Origin of the sequence: Pseudomonas sp. AL10, assembly GCF_029960685.1 — a bacterium.
GTDB lineage: Bacteria > Pseudomonadota > Gammaproteobacteria > Pseudomonadales > Pseudomonadaceae > Aquipseudomonas > Aquipseudomonas lactis.
The window spans coordinates 89,873-112,366 of sequence record NZ_JASBQZ010000011.1 but is presented as its reverse complement, the minus strand read 5'-3'; the positions used below and the strand labels follow the sequence as shown (position 1 = coordinate 112,366).

25 protein-coding genes are annotated in these 22,494 nt (G+C 59.5%); 24 read left to right on the top strand and 1 reads right to left on the bottom strand.

The window, feature by feature from the left end:
• The first annotated feature begins 73 nt into the window (after positions 1-73).
• From queA to QK296_RS13710, 6 genes are all read left to right on the top strand, one after another.
• On the top strand, positions 74-1,123 hold the full coding sequence (queA, locus tag QK296_RS13735) for a tRNA preQ1(34) S-adenosylmethionine ribosyltransferase-isomerase QueA (protein ID WP_282391035.1): 1,050 nt from the start codon (positions 74-76) through the stop codon (positions 1,121-1,123).
• 5 nt (positions 1,124-1,128) lie between these two features.
• The gene (gene tgt / locus QK296_RS13730; RefSeq protein ID WP_032803964.1) at positions 1,129-2,244 is read left to right on the top strand and encodes a tRNA guanosine(34) transglycosylase Tgt; all 1,116 of its coding nucleotides are present in this window, start codon (positions 1,129-1,131) and stop codon (positions 2,242-2,244) included.
• A gap of 43 nt (positions 2,245-2,287) precedes the next feature.
• Positions 2,288-2,626: a preprotein translocase subunit YajC gene (gene yajC, locus QK296_RS13725; protein WP_003175975.1), complete on the top strand. Its 339-nt coding sequence runs from the start codon at positions 2,288-2,290 to the stop codon at positions 2,624-2,626.
• 62 nt (positions 2,627-2,688) lie between these two features.
• On the top strand, positions 2,689-4,557 hold the full coding sequence (gene secD / locus QK296_RS13720; protein WP_003194025.1) for a protein translocase subunit SecD: 1,869 nt from the start codon (positions 2,689-2,691) through the stop codon (positions 4,555-4,557).
• A gap of 9 nt (positions 4,558-4,566) precedes the next feature.
• Complete coding sequence (gene secF / locus QK296_RS13715; protein ID WP_003194024.1) at positions 4,567-5,481, top strand: protein translocase subunit SecF; 915 nt, start codon at positions 4,567-4,569, stop codon at positions 5,479-5,481.
• A 123-nt stretch (positions 5,482-5,604) separates the two neighbouring features.
• Positions 5,605-6,147, top strand: a complete 543-nt coding sequence (locus QK296_RS13710) for a glycine zipper 2TM domain-containing protein (RefSeq protein WP_003194023.1) — start codon at positions 5,605-5,607, stop codon at positions 6,145-6,147.
• 207 nt (positions 6,148-6,354) lie between these two features.
• Here the strand turns inward: QK296_RS13710 and suhB are convergent, their stop codons facing one another.
• On the bottom strand, positions 6,355-7,170 hold the full coding sequence (suhB, locus tag QK296_RS13705) for an inositol-phosphate phosphatase (RefSeq protein WP_003175971.1): 816 nt from the start codon (positions 7,168-7,170) through the stop codon (positions 6,355-6,357).
• A 145-nt stretch (positions 7,171-7,315) separates the two neighbouring features.
• On the opposite strand from suhB, the gene trmJ reads away from it, so the two are divergent.
• From trmJ to bamB, 18 genes are all read left to right on the top strand, one after another.
• Positions 7,316-8,086 carry a tRNA (cytosine(32)/uridine(32)-2'-O)-methyltransferase TrmJ gene (gene trmJ / locus QK296_RS13700; protein WP_003194022.1) on the top strand — a complete coding sequence of 257 codons (771 nt, stop codon included), beginning with the start codon at positions 7,316-7,318 and terminating at the stop codon, positions 8,084-8,086.
• Between the two features lie 2 nt (positions 8,087-8,088).
• On the top strand, positions 8,089-8,874 hold the full coding sequence (cysE, locus tag QK296_RS13695; RefSeq protein WP_003194021.1) for a serine O-acetyltransferase: 786 nt from the start codon (positions 8,089-8,091) through the stop codon (positions 8,872-8,874).
• A 287-nt stretch (positions 8,875-9,161) separates the two neighbouring features.
• Positions 9,162-9,653: a Fe-S cluster assembly transcriptional regulator IscR gene (gene iscR / locus QK296_RS13690; protein ID WP_003194020.1), complete on the top strand. Its 492-nt coding sequence runs from the start codon at positions 9,162-9,164 to the stop codon at positions 9,651-9,653.
• A gap of 50 nt (positions 9,654-9,703) precedes the next feature.
• Complete coding sequence (locus QK296_RS13685) at positions 9,704-10,918, top strand: IscS subfamily cysteine desulfurase (protein ID WP_003194019.1); 1,215 nt, start codon at positions 9,704-9,706, stop codon at positions 10,916-10,918.
• Between the two features lie 99 nt (positions 10,919-11,017).
• Complete coding sequence (gene iscU / locus QK296_RS13680) at positions 11,018-11,404, top strand: Fe-S cluster assembly scaffold IscU (RefSeq protein ID WP_003175965.1); 387 nt, start codon at positions 11,018-11,020, stop codon at positions 11,402-11,404.
• A gap of 28 nt (positions 11,405-11,432) precedes the next feature.
• Entirely contained in the window at positions 11,433-11,756 is a 324-nt protein-coding gene (iscA, locus tag QK296_RS13675) for an iron-sulfur cluster assembly protein IscA (RefSeq protein WP_003175963.1), read from the top strand.
• Between the two features lie 8 nt (positions 11,757-11,764).
• Positions 11,765-12,286 carry a co-chaperone HscB gene (hscB, locus tag QK296_RS13670; RefSeq protein WP_003194018.1) on the top strand — a complete coding sequence of 174 codons (522 nt, stop codon included), beginning with the start codon at positions 11,765-11,767 and terminating at the stop codon, positions 12,284-12,286.
• A 51-nt stretch (positions 12,287-12,337) separates the two neighbouring features.
• Entirely contained in the window at positions 12,338-14,200 is a 1,863-nt protein-coding gene (gene hscA, locus QK296_RS13665) for a Fe-S protein assembly chaperone HscA (protein ID WP_003194017.1), read from the top strand.
• 3 nt (positions 14,201-14,203) lie between these two features.
• Positions 14,204-14,545, top strand: a complete 342-nt coding sequence (gene fdx, locus QK296_RS13660; RefSeq protein WP_005791182.1) for an ISC system 2Fe-2S type ferredoxin — start codon at positions 14,204-14,206, stop codon at positions 14,543-14,545.
• Between the two features lie 14 nt (positions 14,546-14,559).
• Positions 14,560-14,760, top strand: coding sequence for a Fe-S cluster assembly protein IscX (gene iscX / locus QK296_RS13655; RefSeq protein ID WP_003194015.1), 201 nt, complete (start codon positions 14,560-14,562; stop codon positions 14,758-14,760).
• A 91-nt stretch (positions 14,761-14,851) separates the two neighbouring features.
• Positions 14,852-15,277 (top strand): nucleoside-diphosphate kinase, encoded by a 426-nt coding sequence (gene ndk, locus QK296_RS13650; protein WP_003175956.1) that lies wholly within the window; start codon positions 14,852-14,854, stop codon positions 15,275-15,277.
• Between the two features lie 29 nt (positions 15,278-15,306).
• The gene (gene rlmN, locus QK296_RS13645) at positions 15,307-16,455 is read left to right on the top strand and encodes a 23S rRNA (adenine(2503)-C(2))-methyltransferase RlmN (protein WP_003194014.1); all 1,149 of its coding nucleotides are present in this window, start codon (positions 15,307-15,309) and stop codon (positions 16,453-16,455) included.
• A gap of 12 nt (positions 16,456-16,467) precedes the next feature.
• Complete coding sequence (gene pilW / locus QK296_RS13640) at positions 16,468-17,226, top strand: type IV pilus biogenesis/stability protein PilW (protein WP_003194013.1); 759 nt, start codon at positions 16,468-16,470, stop codon at positions 17,224-17,226.
• The gene (locus tag QK296_RS13635) at positions 17,226-18,221 is read left to right on the top strand and encodes a RodZ family helix-turn-helix domain-containing protein (protein ID WP_034133609.1); all 996 of its coding nucleotides are present in this window, start codon (positions 17,226-17,228) and stop codon (positions 18,219-18,221) included. The genes pilW and QK296_RS13635 overlap by 1 nt, the downstream gene beginning before the upstream one ends.
• A 2-nt stretch (positions 18,222-18,223) precedes the next feature.
• Entirely contained in the window at positions 18,224-19,333 is a 1,110-nt protein-coding gene (gene ispG / locus QK296_RS13630; RefSeq protein WP_003175952.1) for a flavodoxin-dependent (E)-4-hydroxy-3-methylbut-2-enyl-diphosphate synthase, read from the top strand.
• Between the two features lie 23 nt (positions 19,334-19,356).
• Complete coding sequence (gene hisS, locus QK296_RS13625) at positions 19,357-20,646, top strand: histidine--tRNA ligase (RefSeq protein WP_003194011.1); 1,290 nt, start codon at positions 19,357-19,359, stop codon at positions 20,644-20,646.
• Between the two features lie 41 nt (positions 20,647-20,687).
• Positions 20,688-21,329, top strand: coding sequence for a YfgM family protein (locus QK296_RS13620; protein ID WP_003194010.1), 642 nt, complete (start codon positions 20,688-20,690; stop codon positions 21,327-21,329).
• Positions 21,322-22,473 (top strand): outer membrane protein assembly factor BamB, encoded by a 1,152-nt coding sequence (gene bamB, locus QK296_RS13615; RefSeq protein ID WP_003194009.1) that lies wholly within the window; start codon positions 21,322-21,324, stop codon positions 22,471-22,473. Before QK296_RS13620 ends, bamB begins: the two co-directional genes overlap by 8 nt.
• The last annotated feature ends 21 nt before the right edge of the window (positions 22,474-22,494 follow it).

Here is a 22,494-nt window from a genome sequence, read left to right as displayed (position 1 = left end):
TGGTCAATCACGTTTCATGGTCTATTTTCACTATTTCCGCTAGACTTCCCGGCCCTGCTAGACGAACCCCATCATGCGCGTTGCTGACTTTACTTTTGAGCTCCCTGATTCGCTGATCGCTCGCCACCCTTTGGCCGAGCGTCGCGCCAGTCGACTGCTGACCCTGGACGGGCCCAGCGGTGCCCTCGCACACCGTCAATTCACTGATTTGCTTGAGCATTTGCGCCCAGGCGATCTGATGGTTTTCAACAATACCCGGGTGATTCCGGCGCGGCTGTTTGGCCAGAAGGCTTCCGGCGGCAAGCTGGAAATCCTGGTGGAGCGGGTGCTGGACAGCCATCGCGTGCTGGCCCATGTACGCTCCAGCAAGTCGCCTAGACCGGGGTCGAGCATCCTGATCGAGGGCGGTGGCGAAGCCGAGATGGTCGCGCGCCACGATGCCTTGTTCGAGCTCAAGTTTGCTGAAGAGGTGTTGCCGCTGTTGGAGCGTGTCGGCCATATGCCGTTGCCTCCTTATATAGACCGCCCCGACGAAGACGCGGACCGCGAGCGTTATCAGACCGTGTACTCACAGCGCCTCGGCGCCGTCGCCGCCCCGACCGCCGGGTTGCACTTCGACCAGCCACTGCTGGATGCGATTGCTGCCAAGGGCGTCGACACCGCCTATGTGACCCTGCACGTGGGGGCCGGGACGTTTCAGCCGGTGCGTGTGGATAACATCGAAGACCACCATATGCACAGCGAATGGCTGGAAGTCAGCCAGGATGTAGTGGATGCGGTGGCGGCGTGCAAGGTGCGGGGCGGTCGAGTGGTGGCCGTGGGCACCACCAGCGTGCGTTCGCTGGAGAGCGCGGCACGTGATGGCGTGCTCAAACCGTTCAGTGGCGACACCGATATCTTCATTTTTCCAGGGCGACCTTTTCATGTGGTCGATTGCCTGGTCACCAACTTCCATTTGCCGGAATCCACGCTGTTGATGCTGGTGTCGGCATTTGCCGGTTACCCGGAAACCATGGCTGCCTACCAGGCCGCCATTGCTAACGAGTACCGTTTTTTCAGCTACGGTGATGCGATGTTTATCACCCGTAACCCGGCGCCGCGCGGCCCTGAGGACAACTTATGAGTCGTATGTCGTTTGAATTGCTCGCTACGGACGGCAAAGCCCGTCGCGGCCGCCTGACCTTCCCGCGCGGCACTGTGGAGACCCCGGCCTTCATGCCGGTCGGCACCTACGGCACCGTCAAGGGCATGTTGCCGCGCGACATCGTCGCCACTGGCGCCGAAATCATCCTCGGCAATACCTTCCACCTGTGGCTGCGCCCGGGCACGGAAGTGATCAAGAAGCATGGCGACCTGCATGACTTCATGAAGTGGCAAGGCCCGATCCTCACCGACTCCGGTGGTTTCCAGGTGTTCAGCCTGGGCGCCATGCGCAAGATCAAGGAAGAGGGCGTGACCTTCGCCTCACCGGTCGACGGCGCCAAGGTGTTCATGGGCCCGGAAGAGTCGATGCAGGTCCAGCGCGACCTGGGTTCGGACATCGTGATGATTTTCGACGAGTGCACGCCGTACCCGGCTGATGAAGACGTGGCGCGTATTTCCATGGAGTTGTCGCTGCGCTGGGCCCAGCGTTCGAAGAACGCCCATGGCGATAACACGGCGGCGCTGTTCGGTATTGTCCAGGGCGGCATGCATGAAAGCCTGCGCAAACGCTCGTTGGAAGGCCTCGACAAGATCGGCTTTGACGGCCTGGCCATCGGCGGTTTGTCGGTGGGCGAGCCCAAGCACGAAATGATCAAGGTGCTGGATTATCTGCCGGGCCTGATGCCCGCAGACAAACCTCGTTACCTTATGGGCGTTGGCAAACCGGAAGATCTCGTAGAGGGTGTGCGCCGCGGTGTGGACATGTTCGATTGCGTGATGCCAACCCGTAATGCCCGCAATGGGCATCTGTTCATCGATACAGGCGTGCTGAAGATCCGTAACGCGTTCCATCGCCATGATGATTCGCCGCTGGATCCTACCTGTGACTGCTACACCTGCCAGAACTTCTCCCGTGCTTATCTGCACCATCTGGACAAGTGCGGGGAAATGCTGGGTAGCATGTTGAATACCATCCACAATTTGCGTCATTACCAAGTCCTGATGGCTGGTTTGCGCGAGGCTATTCAACAGGGTACATTGGCCGCCTTCGTCGATGCCTTCTATGCCAAGCGTGGCCTCCCTGTGCCGCCCTTGGACTGAGTTTTCCGACCCTAAGATTCACTATTTGCAACTGGAGTGCTAAATGAGCTTTTTTATCTCTAACGCCATGGCTGACGCCGCTGCGCCTGCTGCTGCCGGCCCTATGGGCGGTGGTTTCGAGTGGATTTTCCTGGTCGGCTTCCTGGTCATCTTCTACCTGATGATCTGGCGTCCACAGGCCAAGCGCGCCAAAGAGCAGAAAAACCTGCTGGGCAGCCTGCAAAAAGGCGACGAAGTCGTGACCACTGGCGGCATCGCCGGCAAGATCACCAAGGTTTCCGATGCTTTCGTGGTACTGGAAGTCTCCGACACCGTGGAAATGAAGTTCCAGAAGGGCGCCATCGCCGCCACGCTGCCTAAAGGCACGCTCAAAGCGATCTAAGTAACAACCTTTACCAATCGACGGGGCGCGCAAGGCGCCCCGCGTTATAAGCGGGCGGCGTGATGCTGAACAAATACCCTCTGTGGAAATACGTACTGATCCTGGCGGTGCTGGCGATCGGCTTTATTTATTCCGCTCCCAATCTCTATCCTGATGACCCGGCGATCCAGATCTCTGGCGCCAGCACTTCGCTGCAGGTCAATCAGGCTGATCTGGACCGTGCGAGCAAAGCGCTCAACGACGCGGGTATCCAGGTTAAAGCGGCAACCTTGGCAGCTGGTTCCAAAGGCGGCTTGTTGCGCCTCACCAAGCAAGAAGACCAATTGCCGGCCAAAGATGTCGTACGCAAGGCCATGGGTGATGACTACGTTGTCGCGCTCAACCTGGCCCAGACCACGCCACAATGGCTGCGCAGCATTGGCGCGCACCCGATGAAGCTGGGTCTGGACTTGTCCGGTGGTGTGCACTTCCTGCTGGAAGTCGACATGGACAAGGCCCTGGACGCACGTCTGAAAGTCTACGAAGGCGACGTGAAGAGCCTGCTGCGCAAAGAGAAGCTGCGCTATCGCAGCCTGCCGCAGCTCAACGGTGCCATTCAGCTGGGCTTTGCTGACGAAGCGTCCCGCGAACAGGCCCGTGCGCTGATCCGCAAGAACTTCAATGATTTCGACATCGTGCCTGCCGACCTCAATGGTCAAGCGGTACTGCGTCTGGCGATGAGCCCGGCCAAGATCGCCGAAATCCGCGAATACTCCATCAAGCAGAACTTGACCACGGTGCGTAACCGCGTCAACGAGCTGGGTGTGGCCGAGCCGATCGTGCAGCGCCAGGGCGCCAACCGTATCGTGGTTGAGTTGCCGGGCGTACAGGACACCGCTGAAGCCAAGCGTATCCTCGGCAAGACCGCCAACCTGGAGTTCCGTCTCGCGGCAGACCCAGGCGCTACGCGTGCCACTTCCGAAGAGTTCGAATTCCGTGAAGGCAACCGTCCTCCTGCGTTGATCGAGCGTGGTTTGATCATCACCGGTGACCAGGTGACCGACGCCAAGGCCGGTTTCGGCGAGCACGGTACGCCTGAAGTGAACATCCGCCTGGATGGCCATGGCGGCGAACTGATGAGCCGCGCCACGCGCAGCAACGTCGGTCGCAGCATGGCAGTGATCTTCATCGAGCAGCGCCCGGTGACCACCTACACCAAGCAGATGGTCAACGGCGTCGAGAAAGACGTGCCGGTGCAGACCTTCAAGGAAGAGAAGAAGATCATCAGCCTGGCGACCATCCAGTCGCCGCTGGGTGCTCAGTTCCGTATCACTGGCCTGAACGGCCAGGGCGAGTCGTCCGAGCTGGCGTTGCTGCTGCGTGCCGGTGGCCTGGCTGCACCGATGTACTTCGCTGAAGAGCGTACCATCGGTCCGAGCCTGGGTGCCGACAACATCACCAAGGGTGTCGATGCAGCGCTGTGGGGCATGTTGTTCGTGTCGCTGTTCATCATCGCCATCTACCGCTTCTTTGGTGTGATCGCCACCGTTGCCCTGGCGGGCAACATGGTGATGTTGCTGGCTCTGATGTCGTTGCTGGGTGCCACACTGACCCTGCCAGGTATTGCCGGTATCGTACTCACCATGGGTATGGCGGTGGATGCCAACGTGCTGATCTTCTCGCGGATTCGTGAAGAGATCGCCGCCGGCATGACCGTGCAGCGTGCAATCAACGAAGGCTTCGGCCGGGCATTTACCGCGATCCTCGACTCCAACCTGACCACGCTGTTGGTCGGCGGGATTCTCTTCGCCATGGGCACAGGCCCGGTGAAAGGCTTTGCGGTGACCATGTCCCTCGGGATCTTTACCTCGATGTTCACGGCCATCATGGTGACCCGCGCAATGGTCAACCTGATCTTTGGCGGGCGTGACTTCAAGAAGTTGTGGATTTAAGGGGCTGCCATGTTACGTACAATCAACTTCATGGGCGTTCGCAACGTTGCGTTCGGCGTCACCGTGCTCCTTACCGTTCTGGCGTTGTTCAGCTGGTTCCATAAGGGTCTGAACTACGGCCTGGACTTCACCGGCGGTACGCTCATCGAGCTGACCTACGAGAAGCCGGCCGACGTTACCCTGGTGCGCAGCGAGCTGGTCAAGGCCGGCTATCACGAAGCCGTGGTACAGAGCTTTGGTGCCACCACCGACCTGCTGGTGCGTATGCCTGGCGAAGACCCGCAACTGGGTCACCAGGTAGCCGAGGCCTTGCAAAAGGTCGGCGGCGATAACCCTGCGTCGGTCAAACGCGTCGAGTTCGTCGGCCCGCAAGTGGGTGAAGAACTGCGCGACCAGGGCGGCCTCGGCATGCTGATGGCGCTGGTCGGCATCATGATCTACCTGGCGTTCCGCTTTCAGTGGAAGTTCGGTGTCGGCGCCATTGTGTCGCTGATCCACGACGTGGTCGTCACCGTGGGTATCCTGGCCTACTTCCAGATCACCTTCGACCTGACCGTATTGGCAGCCGTGCTGGCGATCATTGGTTACTCGCTCAACGACACCATCGTGGTATTCGACCGGGTTCGTGAGAACTTCCGTGTACTGCGCAAGGCGACGTTGATCGAGAACATCAACATCTCCACCACCCAGACCCTGCTGCGGACCATGGCGACGTCGATCTCCACCTTGCTGGCGATTGCTGCGCTGATGATCTTCGGCGGCGACAACCTGTGGGGCTTCTCCCTGGCGCTGTTTATCGGCGTTCTGGCGGGTACCTACTCGTCGATCTACATCGCCAACGTGGTGCTGATCTGGCTGAACCTCAACAGCGAAGACTTGATCCCTCCTGCCGCTACCGACAAGGAGGTCGACGACCGTCCTTGATGGGCGCTTGTTGATCCGCTGTTACAAGAAAGGCGCGAGTATTGAACTCGCGCCTTTTTTTTTGCTCCAAGGCTGGGTATAGCGCGGATCTTTCGGTCCGCTTGTGATGGTCAGGAGGTTCATGTGAACAAGTCGTTGCTGGTTGGTGCGGTATTGGGTGCTGTCGGTGTGACTGCCGGAGGCGCTGTTGCCACCTACAGCCTGGTAAAAAGCGGCCCTGAGTATGCGCAAGTGCTGGCGGTGCAGCCGGTGAAAACCCAGATTAAAACCCCTCGTGAGGTCTGCAAGGACGTCACTGTGACCCGGCAGCGTCCGGTGCAGGACCAACATCAAATCGCCGGTACCGTGGTGGGCGCCCTTGCGGGTGGCCTGCTGGGCAACCAGATTGGTGGCGGTAACGGTAAGAAGCTGGCCACCGTGGCTGGTGCAGTCGGTGGTGGCTACGCCGGTAACAAGGTTCAGGAAGGTATGCAGAACCGCGATACCTACACCACTACTCAAACTCGCTGTAATACCGTTAACGACATCAGTGACAAGGTGGTCGGTTATGACGTGCGTTACAACCTGGATGGCAAGGAAGGTACCGTGCGTATGGAGCGTGACCCTGGCAGCCAGATTCCGGTGGATAAAGAAGGTCGTCTGATCCTGGGTCAGAACCAGCAGTAATCCCCAGGTCTGGTTTCGATCCAAATGTGGGAGCTGGCTTGCCTGCGATGGCGGTGGGTCAGTAACTAATAAGTTGGTTGGCAGCCCGCCATCGCAGGCAAGCCAGCTCCCACATTGGATTGTATTGAGTCAGTTGGAATTGGTTTTTTGCTAAATCCCAGGCATAAAAAAAGCACCCCGTGGGGTGCTTTTTTTTTGCTCGCTCGCTTAACGCTTCAGCGAAGCCGGCAGGTGCGGCTGGATCGCCGTCAGTACTGCCTTGAAGCATTTGGTGTTGCCAGCCACGACGTGGCCTTTCTCCAGGAAGTCATGACCACCGGTGAAGTCGCTCACCAGGCCGCCCGCTTCCTGAATCAGCAGGGCGCCAGCAGCCATGTCCCACTCTGACAGGCCCGACTCCCAGAACGCATCAAAACGACCGGCGGCTACATACGCCAGGTCCAGGCTGGCTGCACCGGCGCGGCGGATGCCGGCGGTCTGGCCAACCAGGGCGCGGAACATGCCCAGGTAGTTTTCCAGGTTGTCCATCTGGTCGTCGCGGAACGGGAAGCCGGTACCCAGCAGGGCGCCGTCCAGGCTGGTGCGGCCGCTGACACGCAGGCGGCGGCCGTTCAACTGGGCACCACGACCACGGCTGGCGGTGAATTCTTCCTGGCGAACCGGGTCCAGCACAACGGCGTGTTCCAGGCGGCCACGGTATTTGCAGGCGATGCTCACGGCAAAGTGCGGGATGCCGCGCAGGAAGTTGGTGGTGCCATCCAGTGGGTCGATGATCCACAGGTAGTCTTCGCCTTCGCCGCTGCCTTTGTGCAGGCCGGTTTCTTCGCCGAGGATGCCGTGGGTAGGATAGGCCTTACGCAGAGCGTCGATGATTTTCTGTTCGGCGGCGCGATCCACCTCGGATACATAATCCTTGGCGTCTTTTTCGTCGACCTTGATGGTATCCAGGCGCTCGATGGAGCGGAAAATCAATTCACTGGCGCTGCGGGCGGCGCGCAGCGCGATATTCAGCATGGGCTGCATGGATAGGTCACCTAAGGTTGTTAAAGAAAGCCGAGCATTCTAGCAGAAACTTTCTTCAGGTGAAGGACGACGTTCGCTTTCATGGCATAACCTTAGGCGGTTCTGTAAGATTTGCTCCCCTTTCCTGTGTCCGAGAGCGCCTCCCTTGCTGCAAAACATTCGTGTCGTCTTGGTCAATACCAGTCATCCCGGCAACATCGGCGGGGTGGCGCGAGCCATGAAAAACATGGGGCTGACGCGCCTGGTGCTGGTCGAACCGCGGATATTCCCGCACCACGAGGCTGATGCCCGTGCGTCCGGCGCCAATGACTTGCTTGAAAATGCCCAGGTGGTCGCCACCTTGGAGGAAGCCCTGGTCGGCTGCAATCTGGTGCTCGGCACCAGCGCCCGTGATCGGCGTATCCCTTGGCCGCTGCTGGATCCGCGTGAATGCGGCACCAAAGTGGTGGAAGAGGCTGCTGGCGGTGCTGAAATCGCCTTGGTATTCGGCCGTGAAGACTCCGGCCTTACCAACGAAGAGCTGCAGCGATGTCATTACCACGTGCATATCCCCTCAGATCCTGAGTTCAGTTCGCTGAACCTCGGGGCGGCGGTGCAGGTGCTGACTTATGAAGTGCGCATGGCCTGGCTGGCTGCTGCCGGCCAGCCGAGCAAAGTGGAAAAGGAAGAGGTTGCCTCAACCAAAAGTGGCGAGTTGGCCACCATGGACGAGCTGGAACGGTTCTATGAGCACCTGGAGCAAACCCTGGTCGCCATCGAATTCCTCGACCCTGAAAAGCCACGGCACTTGATGGCGCGCCTGCGTCGCTTGTACGGCCGCAGCTCGGTGAGCCGGGCTGAAATGAACATATTGCGTGGCATCCTCACGGAAACCCAGAAAGCGGCCCGTGGTGAGCTTCTTAAGCGGAAGGATTAAAAATGTTCGAGCGTTTGCGAGAAGATATCCAAAGTGTTTTCCACCGTGACCCGGCGGCGCGCAACGCCTTTGAAGTGCTGACCTGCTACCCGGGCATGCATGCGATCTGGATCCACCGCCTGTCCGGCGCCCTGTGGGGCATGGGCTGGAAATGGCTGGCGCGGCTGGTATCGAACTTCGGGCGCTGGTTGACCGGTATCGAGATCCATCCGGGTGCCAAGGTGGGTCGCCGGTTCTTTATCGATCACGGCATGGGCATTGTGATTGGCGAAACGGCTGAGATCGGCGATGACGTCACCCTCTATCAAGGCGTGACCCTGGGCGGCACCACCTGGAACAAGGGTAAGCGCCACCCAACGCTGGGCGATGGCGTGGTGGTAGGGGCGGGCGCCAAGGTGCTCGGGCCGTTTACCGTGGGTGCCGGCGCCAAGGTTGGCTCCAACGCGGTAGTGACCAAGGCTGTGCCGCCGGGTGCCACGGTTGTGGGCATTCCGGGCCGGATCATCGTCAAGCCACAAGTCGGTGATGAGCAAGAGGCCAAGCGCAAGGCCATGGCCGAGAAGATTGGCTTTGATGCCTATGGCGTCAGTGAAGACATGCCCGACCCGGTGGCTCGTGCGATTGGTCAATTGCTTGATCATCTGCAGGCGGTGGATGGCAAGCTGGAGGGTATGTGCGGGGCGCTGAAGGAGCTGGGCAGCCCGTACTGTGCCAAAGACTTGCCTGAGCTGCGCGAAGAGGATTTTGCTGAGATCAAGGACGAAACCGCTACCACCAAGGCAGGCTGAGCGTGGTCCACTGTGGGAGCTGGCTTGCCTGCGATTGCGGCGGGCCAGCAACCTATAAGCTAGCTGATAGATAGCTATCGCAGGCAAGCCAGCTCCCACATTTGATCTCCATTGGCTCAGTGGTCTTGCAGCAGGCCTGGTTGCGCTGTTCGATCCGACCCCATCCTGCTATGATTCGCGCGCCCTTTTTACGGGTAATCCTGACTAAAGTACTAGGTCTTATAGTTGACTTAAATACTCGGGAATCGCATACTTGCTCCCATTCTGAAACACCTTGGTACTTGTCCATGAGACTGACTACAAAAGGCCGATACGCGGTGACCGCCATGCTCGACTTGGCCTTGCACGCGCAAACTGGGCCGGTGTCCCTGGCCGATATCTCCGAGCGCCAAGGCATTTCCCTGTCCTACCTCGAGCAGTTGTTCGCCAAATTGCGCCGTAGCAATCTGGTTTCCAGCGTTCGCGGTCCGGGTGGTGGCTATCAGTTGTCCCGCGACATGCAGGGCATTCAGGTGGCTCAGGTGATCGACGCGGTCAACGAATCCGTCGATGCCACCAAATGCCAGGGTTTGGGTGATTGCCATGCCGGCGACACCTGCCTGACGCACCACTTGTGGTGTGACTTGAGCCTGCAGATCCATGAGTTTTTGAGTGGTATCAGCTTGGCTGATCTTGTGACTCGCCGTGAGGTGCAAGAAGTAGCCCAGCGTCAGGACCAGCGCCGTTGCAACACCAAGGCGCCGCGTCTGGACAAGATTGAAGCGTCCGCCGTCGAGTGACAGCCGAAGAGCTAACGGCACGCCAGCCAGCCTGATTTAGGAGAAAGTCCATGAAATTGCCGATTTACCTTGATTACTCAGCGACCACCCCGGTTGATCCGCGTGTCGCGCAAAAAATGAGCGAATGCCTGCTGGTCGACGGAAACTTCGGCAACCCGGCCTCCCGTTCCCACGTGTTCGGCTGGAAAGCCGAGGAAGCGGTCGAGAACGCTCGTCGCCAAGTCGCTGACCTGGTCAATGCCGACCCGCGCGAAATCGTCTGGACCTCCGGTGCCACCGAGTCCGACAACCTGGCTATCAAGGGCGCGGCGCATTTCTACGCGACCAAAGGCAAACACCTGATCACCACCAAGATTGAGCACAAGGCTGTCCTGGACACCATGCGCCAACTGGAGCGTGAAGGTTTCGAGGTCACCTACCTCGAGCCGACCACCGACGGTATCGTCACCCCGGCCATGATCGAAGCTGCGATGCGTGAAGACACCATCCTGGTTTCGGTGATCCACGTGAACAACGAAATCGGCACCATCAATGACATCGCCGCCATCGGCGAACTCACCCGCTCCAAGGGTGTGTTGCTGCACGTCGACGCTGCTCAGTCCACCGGCAAGGTCGATATCGACCTGTCCAAGCTGAAAGTCGACCTGATGTCGTTCTCTGCCCACAAGACTTACGGCCCTAAAGGCATCGGTGCTCTCTACGTAAGCCGCAAGCCTCGCGTGCGCATCGAAGCCACCATGCACGGCGGCGGTCACGAGCGCGGCATGCGTTCGGGCACCCTGGCAACCCACCAGATCGTCGGCATGGGCGAAGCCTTCCGTGTAGCCAAGGAAGACATGGCTGCCGAAAACGTGCGCATCAAGGCGCTGAGTGACCGCTTCTACAAGCAGGTCGAAAACCTTGAAGAGCTGTACATCAACGGCAGCATGACCGCCCGTGTACCGCACAACCTGAATTTGAGCTTCAACTACGTCGAAGGCGAGTCGCTGATCATGGCGCTCAAGGACCTGGCGGTATCGTCCGGTTCGGCCTGCACCTCGGCGTCCCTTGAGCCTTCGTATGTACTGCGCGCCCTGGGCCGCAACGACGAACTGGCACACAGCTCGATCCGCTTTACGTTCGGCCGCTTCACCACCGAAGAGCAAGTCGACTACGCCGCGCAGAAGGTCTGCGAAGCCGTCAACAAGCTGCGCGTTCTGTCGCCACTGTGGGACATGTACAAAGACGGTGTCGATATTTCCAAGATCGAGTGGGCGGCACACTAACTATAGAAGCCGCCACCCAAGCTCTGTAGGAACGTGGCGGAAAACGCAGGCGTTTCTACAGGGTTCCAGAGCGGCCCTGATGAGTGAGGATTCAGTACCATGGCTTACAGCGAAAAGGTCATCGACCACTACGAAAACCCGCGCAACGTCGGCAAGATGAACGCGGAAGATCCTGATGTCGGCACCGGCATGGTCGGCGCTCCGGCGTGCGGCGATGTGATGCGCCTGCAGATCAAGGTCAACGATGCTGGTGTTATCGAAGACGCCAAATTCAAGACTTACGGCTGCGGTTCGGCCATCGCCTCCAGTTCCTTGGCGACCGAATGGATGAAAGGCAAGACCTTGGATGAGGCTGTCACCATCAGCAACACCCAGCTGGCCGAAGAACTGGCGCTGCCGCCAGTGAAAATCCACTGCTCGGTACTCGCGGAAGACGCCATCAAGGCGGCCGTTCGCGACTACAAGCAGAAGAAAGGCTTGATCTAAGCATTTGGCGACGAGTAAGGAGTCAACGATGGCTATCAGCATGACAGAAGCGGCTGCGCAGCACATTCGCCGCTCCCTGAATGGGCGCGGTAAAGGTGAGGGGATTCGTCTGGGTGTACGCACCACGGGCTGTTCCGGCCTTGCCTACGTGCTGGAGTTTGTCGACGAGGTGGTTGCAGAGGATCAGGTGTTCGAAAGTCACGGCGAGAAAGTGATTATCGACCCGAAAAGTCTGACCTACCTGGACGGCACCGAACTCGATTTCGTCAAGGAAGGGTTGAACGAAGGCTTCAAGTTCAACAACCCTAACGTGCGCGGTGAATGTGGCTGCGGCGAAAGCTTCAACATCTGAGGCTACTCGTGGGTACTCCTTGTCATTTCGCTTTATTCGAGCTGCAGCCGAGCTTTCGGCTGGACCTTGAGCAGCTTGCCACGCGCTACCGTGAATTGGCGCGAGGCGTGCATCCGGACCGCTTTGCCGACGCTTCCGAGCGTGAGCAACGCTTGGCGCTGGAGCAATCGGCCAGCCTCAACGAAGCCTATCAGACGCTAAAAAGCCCCCCGAAACGCGCACGTTATTTACTGGCGATGACGGGCGGCGAGTTGCCGATGGAAGTCACCGTGCATGACCCGGACTTCCTGATGCAGCAGATGCAGTGGCGCGAAGAGCTCGAAGACTTGCAGGACGAAGCCGATGTGGCGGGTGTCGTGGTCTTCAAGCGCCGTCTGAAGGCGGCCCAGGATGAGCTCAACGAAAGCTTCGCAGCCTGTTGGGATGATGCGGCGCAACGTGAGCAGGCCGAACGCCTGATGCGGCGCATGCAATTCCTCGACAAGCTCACCTACGAAGTGCGCCAGCTAGAAGAGCGCCTCGACGATTAACCCAGTGCTGCCCGTGATGCACGCCTGATAGACAGATAAGACCTGATTACCATGGCTCTACTGCAAATCGCCGAACCCGGCCAAAGCCCTCAACCGCACCAGCGTCGCCTGGCGGTCGGGATTGACCTGGGCACCACCAACTCCCTGGTTGCTGCCTTGCGCAGCGGCCTGTCCGAGCCACTGCCTGACGCCGATGGGCAGGTGATCCTGCCGTCCGCCGTGCGTTATCACGCCGACCGCACTGAAGTGGGCGAATCGGCCAAATTGGCCGCGTCCGCAGACCCTTTGAACACGGTGTTGTCGGTCAAGCGCTTGATGGGTCGTGGGTTGTCCGACGTCAAGCAATTGGGCGACCAACTGCCGTACCGCTTTGTCGGCGGTGAATCCCATATGCCGTTCATCGACACCGTCCAGGGGCCCAAGAGCCCGGTGGAAGTGTCGGCTGATATCCTCAAGGTGCTGCGCCAGCGTGCAGAAAGCACCCTGGGCGGTGAGCTGGTAGGGGCGGTGATCACTGTTCCGGCGTATTTCGATGACGCCCAGCGCCAAGCCACCAAGGATGCGGCGAAACTTGCCGGCTTGAACGTGCTGCGCTTGCTCAACGAACCGACTGCGGCGGCGGTGGCCTACGGCCTCGATCAGCACGCTGAAGGCCTGGTCGCTATTTATGACCTGGGCGGCGGCACCTTCGATATTTCGATCCTGCGCCTGACCGGCGGTGTGTTCGAAGTGCTCGCGACCGGCGGCGACAGCGCCCTGGGTGGCGATGATTTCGATCACGCTATTGCTGGCTGGATCATCAGCAGTGCTGGCTTATCGGCCGACCTGGACCCAGGCGCGCAGCGCAACCTGCTGCAAACTGCCTGCGCGGCCAAAGAGGCGCTGACTGACGCTGCTTCTGTTGAAGTGTCCTACGGTGACTGGTCGGCACAGCTGACCCGCGAAGCCTTTGATGCGCTGATCGAGCCGATGGTCGCCCGCAGCCTCAAAGCCTGTCGTCGTGCTGTGCGTGATTCCGGTATCGAGTTGGAAGACGTCGGTGCAGTGGTCATGGTCGGCGGTTCCACCCGCGTGCCGCGCGTGCGCGAAGCGGTCGCCGAAGCCTTTGGGCGCCAACCGCTGACCGAAATCGACCCGGATCAAGTCGTCGCCATCGGCGCTGCCATCCAGGCCGATACCCTGGCTGGTAACAAGCGCGATGGCGGCGAATTGCTGTTGCTCGACGTGATCCCGTTGTCCCTGGGCCTGGAAACCATGGGTGGCCTGATGGAGAAGGTGATTCCGCGCAACACCACCATCCCCGTCGCCCGTGCCCAGGACTTTACTACCTACAAAGACGGCCAGACAGCCATGATGATTCATGTGCTGCAAGGTGAGCGCGAGCTGATCAGCGACTGCCGTTCCCTGGCGCGCTTTGAATTGCGTGGCATTCCGGCGATGGTGGCCGGTGCCGCCAAGATTCGCGTGACCTTCCAGGTCGATGCCGATGGCTTGCTCAGCGTGGCTGCGCGTGAGCTGGCTTCGGGCGTGGAGGCCAGCATCCAGGTCAAGCCGTCCTACGGCCTCACCGATGGCGAAATCGCCAAGATGCTGAAGGATTCGTTCCAGTATGCCGGTGACGACAAGGTCGCCCGTGTATTACGCGAGCAGCAAGTAGATGCCCAGCGCCTGCTCGAAGCGGTGCAGGGTGCCCTTGAAGCCGATGGCGAGCGCCTGCTGGATGCCGAAGAACGCATGGTCATTGACCTGCAAATGCAGGAACTGGCCGAACTGATGAAAGGCAACGATGGCTACGCCATCGAGCAACAGACCAAGCGCCTGTCGCAAGTGACTGATGCCTTTGCCGCCCGCCGTATGGATCAGACGGTTAAAGCCGCGTTGGCGGGCCGCAACCTGAATGAAATTGAGGAATAACTGATGCCGCAGGTCACTTTTCTACCGCACGCCGAGCATTGCCCGGATGGCATGGTCGTGGAGGCCGAGACCGGCAAGTCCCTGCTCGACGTCGCGCATGACAACCACATCGAGATCGAAAGTGCCTGTGGCGGTGTCAATGCCTGCACCACTTGCCACTGCATCATTCGTAAAGGTTTCGATAGCCTCAATGAGGCTGACGACCTGGAAGAAGACTATCTTGATAGGGCGTGGGGCCTGGAGCCGACGTCGCGCCTCAGTTGCCAGGCGAAAGTGGGGACTGAAGACCTCACCGTCGAAATCCCGAAATATTCGCTCAACCATGCGGCCGAAGCGCCGCATTGATTCAAGGAAGTGTCATGAGTCTTAAATGGGTTGATGTACAAGAGATCGCTATCCTGTTGGCTGATGGCAACCCGGATCTGGATCCTTACTCCCTGAACTTTGTGGCTTTGCGTGACATGGTCATGGCGTTGCCTGGGTTCGAAGATGAGCGTGATCGTGGTGGTGAAAAGGTCCTGGAAGCTATCCAGACTGCCTGGAAAGAAGAACAGGACTGACGCCTCCCTCACGCAGTTAGGCAATACCCAATAACCCGCGTATAATTCGCGGGTTTAATTTTTCGTAAATTACCGTTTCTGGAGTTACACCATGGCTGTTCAACGTACTTTCTCCATCATCAAGCCTGACGCTGTTGCAAAAAACGTCATCGGCGAGATCACCACTCGTTTCGAAAAAGCCGGCCTGAAGGTTGTAGCTTCGAAACTCAAGCAACTGTCCAAGGCTGAAGCTGAAGGCTTCTACGCTGAGCACAGCGCTCGTGGCTTCTTCGGCGACCTGGTTGCCTTCATGATCTCCGGTCCTGTTGTTGTTCAGGTTCTGGAAGGCGAAAACGCTATCGCTCTGAACCGTGAGCTGATGGGCGCTACCAACCCTAAAGAAGCGGCTGCTGGCACCATCCGTGCTGACTTCGCTGAATCCATCGACGCCAACGCTGTTCACGGCTCGGACTCCGAAGCTGCCGCTGCTCGCGAAATCTCGTACTTTTTCGCTGCTACTGAAGTAACCGCTCGCTAAGCATCGGCTTAAAGAGTGAGGGTGAATCCATGACTACATCGACTGTTAAAACCAACCTGCTGGGTCTGACTCAGCCGGAAATGGAGAAATTCTTCGACTCAATCGGGGAGAAGCGTTTCCGTGCCGGTCAGGTAATGAAGTGGATTCACCACTTTGGCGTCGACGATTTCGACGCCATGACGAACGTCAGCAAGGCCCTGCGCGACAAGCTCAAGGCCATTGCCGAGGTGCGTGGTCCCGAAGTGGTCAGCGAGGACATCTCCAGCGACGGTACCCGTAAGTGGGTCGTGCGCGTGGCGTCCGGCAGCTGTGTCGAGACCGTGTACATTCCCCAGGGCAAACGTGGCACTTTGTGCGTTTCGTCCCAGGCAGGCTGTGCCCTGGATTGCAGTTTCTGCTCCACCGGCAAGCAAGGCTTCAATAGCAACCTCACCGCCGCCGAAGTCATCGGCCAGGTGTGGATTGCCAACAAATCCTTTGGCAGCGTCCCGGCGACCGTCGACCGTGCCATCACCAACGTGGTGATGATGGGCATGGGTGAGCCGCTGCTGAACTTCGACAACGTGATTGCGGCCATGCACCTGATGATGGACGACCTGGGCTACGGCATCTCCAAGCGCCGTGTGACCCTGTCGACCTCCGGCGTGGTACCGATGATCGATGAGCTGGCCAAGCACATTGACGTCTCCCTTGCGTTGTCGCTGCACGCACCTAATGACGCATTGCGTAACCAATTGGTGCCGATCAACAAGAAGTATCCGCTTAAGATGCTGCTCGAGTCGTGCCAGCGTTATATGGCGACCCTGGGTGAAAAGCGTGTGTTGACCATTGAGTACACCATGCTCAAGGACGTCAATGACAAGCTGGAACACGCGGTCGAGATGATCGAATTGCTCAAGGACACCCCGTGCAAGATCAACTTGATCCCGTTCAACCCGTTTCCCCATTCTGGCTACGAGCGGCCGAGCAACAACGCCATCCGTCGTTTCCAGGATCAACTGCACCAGGCCGGCTATAACGTCACTGTGCGAACCACCCGTGGTGAAGACATCGACGCCGCGTGTGGCCAATTGGTAGGGCAGGTGATGGACCGCACCCGCCGCAGTGAACGTTATATCGCCGTGCGCGAACTTAACGCCGCTGAAGATTTGCCGCAAATCGCTGTGAATCGAATCTGAGAGAGGATCTCTATGCCCTTGCGCCTTGCGCTGCTTTTACTGTTTACCGGCCTCGTGGCCGGTTGCGTTTCATCGGGCCATGACAGCCCGTTGCGCACTGATAAAGGCCGTGATGAGGCGCGAGTTGCCTATGTGCAACTGGGTTTGGGGTACCTGCGCCAAGGCATGAGCGAGCAGGCCAAGGTGCCGTTGAAAAAGGCCCTTGAGCTGGACGCCGATGATGCTGATGCCAATGCTGCGCTGGCCCTGGTGTTTCAGGCCCAGGCCGAGCCCGAGCTGGCCGACCGCTATTTTCACAAGGCCCTGGCCTCCCGTCCTGCCGACCCGCGGCTGCTGAACAACTACGGCAGTTTCCTGTTCGAGCAGCAACGGTATGACCTGGCGTCACGTTATTTCCAGCAAGCCGCCACCGATACTCTCTACCCGCAGCGTTCGCGGGTGTTCGAGAACCTCGGTGTGACCTCGATGCGCCTCGGCCAACGCGACAGCGCCCGCCAGCAACTGGAAAAAGCCCTGCATTTGAACAGTCACCAGCCACGGGCATTGCTCGAAATGGCTGAGTTGTCTTACGAAGACAGGCATTATGTGCCGGCACGTGACTATTACGAGCGTTTTAGCCTGCTCAGCGGGCAAAATGCACGTAGTCTATTGCTCGGTGTGCGCCTGGCGACGGTTCATGAAGAACACGACACGGCCGCACGTTTTGGCCAGCAACTCGAACGACTCTATCCCGGTACGCCGGAATATCAGCAATACCTGTCGGAGCAATGATGAAAGCCGCGCACCCGGAAGATGTAGCAGCTAATCGCGTCAACCCAGGCGAAACCTTGCGCCAGGCCCGCGAAAGCAATGGTTGGTCGCTGGCGGAAGTGGCCCTCAAGCTCAATTTGACCAGCACCTCCCTGGCCAATCTGGAAGCCGGCGCGTTCGACAAGCTGCCTGGGCACACCTTTGCCCGCGGCTATATCCGCGCCTATGCCAAATTGCTGGGTATCGACCAGGCCGTGCTGGTCCAGGAGTTCGACCAGTTCACCGGTACCGACGCCCAGGGCAGTAATGTCCATGGGTTGGGGCGTATCGAGGAGCCAACGCGGGTTTCCCACACGATTTTGCGAATTGTCAGCCTGTTGTTGCTGATTGCCGTGGTCGGCGGCGGTTTTGTCTGGTGGCAGGACCAGACCTCCCAGCGCAACAAAGACCTGACCAGCAATGCCATGGAACATGTCGAAGTCGAAAGCGCCGACGGCACTACCCAGATTCACCCGTTGGACGAGCCGGAAGACCAGGCCGTGGTAGAAGGGCAAGCCGCGCCGCAAGCGCCGGCCACTGCCGAGCAACCCGCGCCAGACGCTGGCACGGCCCCGGCTGTGACGGCTGCGGTGCCGGCTCCGGCGGTTCCAACCGCTCCGGCAGCACCCGTGGCCCAGGCTCCGGTGGTTCCGACACCTGCTCCTGCGACCCCTGCGCCAGCCGCACCCGCAGCGCCGGCGATGTCACCTCCCACCACCCCTGCGTTGATCGCCGGTGATGGGCGCGTACAGATTACCTTCATCGCTGACTGCTGGACGCAGGTCACCGATGGCAACGGCAAAGTGCTGTTCAGCGGTTTGAAGCGTAAGGGAGATACGCTTGACCAGGGCGGCAAGCCTCCTTTGACGCTGCGTCTGGGCTTTGCCCGTGGCGCGCAAGTGGCCTACAACGGCCAGCCTGTAGACGTGGCGCCGTTCACCAGTGGCGAGACTGCTCGCCTCAAGTTGGGACAATAGTCATGCACGGCGAATCTCCAATCAAACGTCGCGTATCGCGCAAGATCTGGGTCGGCTCGGTGCCGGTGGGTGGCGATGCCCCCATCGCAGTGCAGAGCATGACCAACAGCGACACCAACGATGTGGCCGCCACCGTGGCCCAGATCAACCGTCTGGAAGCTGCCGGCGTGGACATCGTGCGGGTGTCCGTTCCGGACATGGACGCAGCCGAGGCCTTTGGTCGTATCAAGCAGTTGGTCAAGGTGCCACTGGTTGCCGATATTCACTTCGACTACAAGATCGCATTGCGCGTGGCCGAACTGGGTGTGGACTGCCTGCGTATCAACCCCGGCAACATCGGGCGTGAAGATCGCGTGCGTGCCGTGGTGGATGCTGCCCGGGATCGTGGTATTCCAATCCGCATCGGCGTCAACGCCGGCTCCCTGGAAAAAGACCTGCAAAAAAAATACGGCGAGCCCACGCCCGCGGCCCTTGTTGAGTCTGCACTGCGCCACGTTGAACACCTTGAACGCCTGAATTTCCAGGACTTCAAGGTCAGCGTAAAGGCTTCCGACGTGTTCATGGCCGTAGAAGCCTATCGCCTGCTGGCCAAGGAAATCGTGCAACCGTTGCACTTGGGTATCACTGAAGCGGGCGGTTTGCGCTCAGGCACGGTGAAATCTGCGGTGGGTCTCGGTATGCTGCTCGCCGAAGGGATTGGCGATACTATCCGCATCTCCCTGGCGGCAGACCCCGTAGAGGAAGTGAAGGTCGGCTACGACATTCTCAAATCCCTGCGTTTGCGTTCCCGTGGTATCAACTTCATCGCCTGCCCGAGTTGCTCGCGGCAGAACTTCGACGTGGTGAAAACCATGAACGACCTGGAGTTGCGCCTCGAAGACCTGCTGGTGCCGCTGGATGTCGCAGTGATCGGTTGTGTGGTCAACGGGCCGGGTGAGGCCAAAGAGGCCCACGTGGGCCTGACCGGTGGTACACCGAACCTGATTTACATCGACGGCAAGCCGTCGCAGAAGCTAACGAATGACAATCTGGTGGATGAGCTGGAAAAGCTGATCCGCGAGAAAGCGGCCGAGAAGGTCGCCGCTGACGCAGCGCTGATCGCTCGCGGCTGATTGACCGAATTTAAGGATCTGATGTGAGCAAGTCTCTGCAAGCCATTCGTGGCATGAACGACATCCTGCCGGAGCAGACGCCACTGTGGCGCTACTTCGAGAGCACGGTCGCGCGCCTGCTGGATAACTACGGTTACAAGCAGATCCGCATGCCGATCGTCGAGTTCACCGAACTGTTCAAGCGCTCCATCGGTGAAGTGACCGACATCGTCGAAAAAGAGATGTACACCTTTGAAGACCGCAACGGCGACTCCCTGACCCTGCGTCCGGAAGGCACTGCCGCGTGCGTGCGCGCCGTACTGGAACATGGCATCACCGGTGGTGGCCAGACCCAGAAGCTGTGGTACATCGGCCCGATGTTCCGCCACGAGCGCCCTCAGAAAGGCCGTTATCGCCAGTTCCACCAGATCGGTTGCGAAGTTTTCAACCTGGACGGCCCGGACATCGACGCCGAGCTGATCGTGCTGACCTGGCGCCTATGGGGCCAGTTGGGCATTCGTGATGCGGTCAAGCTTGAACTCAACAGCCTGGGCACCAGCGAGTCCCGTGGGCGCTACCGCGAAGCCCTGGTCGAGTACCTGTCCGCCCACCTGGACAAACTGGACGAAGACAGCCAACGCCGTCTGAAATCCAACCCGTTGCGCGTCCTGGATACCAAGAACGCCGACACCCAGGCCGTGCTGGTCGATGCGCCGAAAATGGCCGATTACCTGGACGACGAGTCCCGCGTGCACTTCGAGGGCCTCAAGGCTCGCCTGGATGCAGCCGGTATTCCCTACGTGATCAACCCCAAGCTGGTGCGTGGCCTCGACTACTACAGCAAGACCGTGTTCGAGTGGGTCACCGACAAGCTCGGCGCCCAGGGCACCGTGTGTGCCGGTGGTCGCTACGACGGCTTGGTCGAGCAAATGGGCGGCAAGCCGACCACGGGCGTAGGCTTTGCCATGGGCATTGAGCGGCTGATCCTGCTGCTGGAAACCCTGGAGCAGGTCCCGCAAGAGATTTCCCGCCAGGTGGACGTGTACCTGTGCGCCTTCGGCGAGGCTGCCGAACTGGCGGCCCTGGCCTTGAGCGAAAAAGTACGTGACCAACTGCCGAGCCTGCGCCTGCAGGTCAATGCCGGCGCTGGTAGCTTCAAGAGCCAGTTCAAGAAGGCCGACAAGAGCGGTGCGCTGTACGCACTGATCCTCGGCGATGACGAGCTGGCCCAGCAAGTGGTAGGTTTCAAACCCCTGCGTGGCCAGGGCGAACAACAGAACATTGCCTTTGATGCGCTCGCTGCGCACTTGGCCACCTGCGTCGTGCAGGGTTGAAGCTGTCGAACAGCCGAATTTAGCGATTAAGGAGTATTGGGGTGTCGAGTACTGATGATGAGCAACTGGCCGAGTTCAAGGACTGGTGGCAGCGTAACGGCAAGCCCCTGGTTACGGGCGGTCTGCTGGCTTTAGTGGTGGTGTTCGGCTGGCAAGCCTGGACCAAGTATCAGGCCAACCAGTCCCAAGGCGCCTCGATCGTTTATCAGCAATTGCTGGAAACTACCCTCACACCGGACGGCAAGCCTGATCCTGCGCAGGTTGCAGACCTGGCCGGCAAGCTGAAAAACGAATTCGGCGGTAGCACCTACGCCCAATACGGCAGCCTGTTCGTCGCGAAAGTCGCGGTCGACACCGGCAAGCTGGATGACGCGGCCACCGAGCTGAAGGCCATCGCCGACAAGCCGACCAACCCGACCCTGGGTGAAATCGCACGTCAGCGCCTGGCACAGGTATTGGCGGCACAGAACAAGGCTGACGAAGCACTCAAACTGCTCGACGGCGATGCTGACAAGGCATTCGTGGCCACTCGCGAAGAGCTCAAGGGCGACCTTTTGGTCCAATTGGGTCGTACCGACGAAGCCCATGCTGCGTACCAAAAAGCCAAGGCGGCGCTGTCTGATGAAGCGGCGGTCGGTGGCTTACAAATCAAGCTCGACGACTTGGCCAAAGGGGATGCGTGACGTGATCCGTTGGAAACATGCAGCATTGCTGGCTCTGGCCGTTTTGGCCGCGGGTTGCAGCAGCAACAGTAAAAAAGAACTGCCGCCTGCCGAGCTGACCAGCTTCAAGGAAGAAGTGGTCCTGCAAAAACAATGGAGCCAATCCATTGGTGATGGGCAGGGCGACCTCTATAACCTGTTGCAGCCGGCGATTGACGGCGACAACATCGTGGCCACTGATTCCACTGGCGTTGTAGTTGCCATGGATCGCATGAACGGCGACGTCAAGTGGAAGAAAGACCTCGAACTGCCGGTTTCCGGCGGTGTGGGCGTCGGCTACGGCATGGTGCTGATCGGTACGCTCAAGGGTGACGTGGTCGCGCTGGACTCCAGCACCGGTGAAGAGAAATGGCGCGCTCGCGTGACCAGTGAAGTGCTCTCGGCACCGGCGACCAACGGCGATATCGTCGTGGTGCAAACCCAGGACGACCGCGTGATCGGCCTGGATGCCTCCACCGGCGACCAACGCTGGTTGTACGACAGCACCCCTGCGGTGTTGACCCTGCGTGGTACCAGTGGTCCGATTGTGACCAACAACCTCGCGGTTGCAGGCCTGTCGACCGGTAAAGTGGTTGCCCTCAATACCCAGAACGGCGTGCCGGCCTGGGAAACCCGTGTGGCTATCCCACAAGGTCGTTCCGAACTGGATCGCGTTGTGGACATCGACGGCGGCTTGCTGCTGTCGGGTGAAACGATCTACGTCGCCACCTACCAGGGCCGTGTTGCCGCGCTGGACCTGCAAAGCGGCCGCATCAACTGGCAGCGTGATGCTTCCAGTTATGCGGGTGTCGCCCAAGGGTTTGGCAGCGTCTATGTGAGCCTGGCATCCGGCACCGTTGAAAGTGTCGATGAGCGTTCCACCACTGCACTGTGGAGCAATGACTCCCTGGCTCGCCGTCAACTGTCGGCACCGGAAGTTTTCTCCAGCTACGTGGCGGTGGGTGACTTCGAAGGCTACCTGCACCTGCTGAGCCAGGTGGACGGTCGTTTTGTCGGTCGCCAGCGTATCGACAGCGACGGCCTGCGTGCGCGTCCGCTGGTGGTGGGTAACATGCTTTATGTGTATGGCAACGGCGGCAAGCTGGAAGCCCTGACCATCAAGTAAAGGTTTGACTATGCTTGGGGT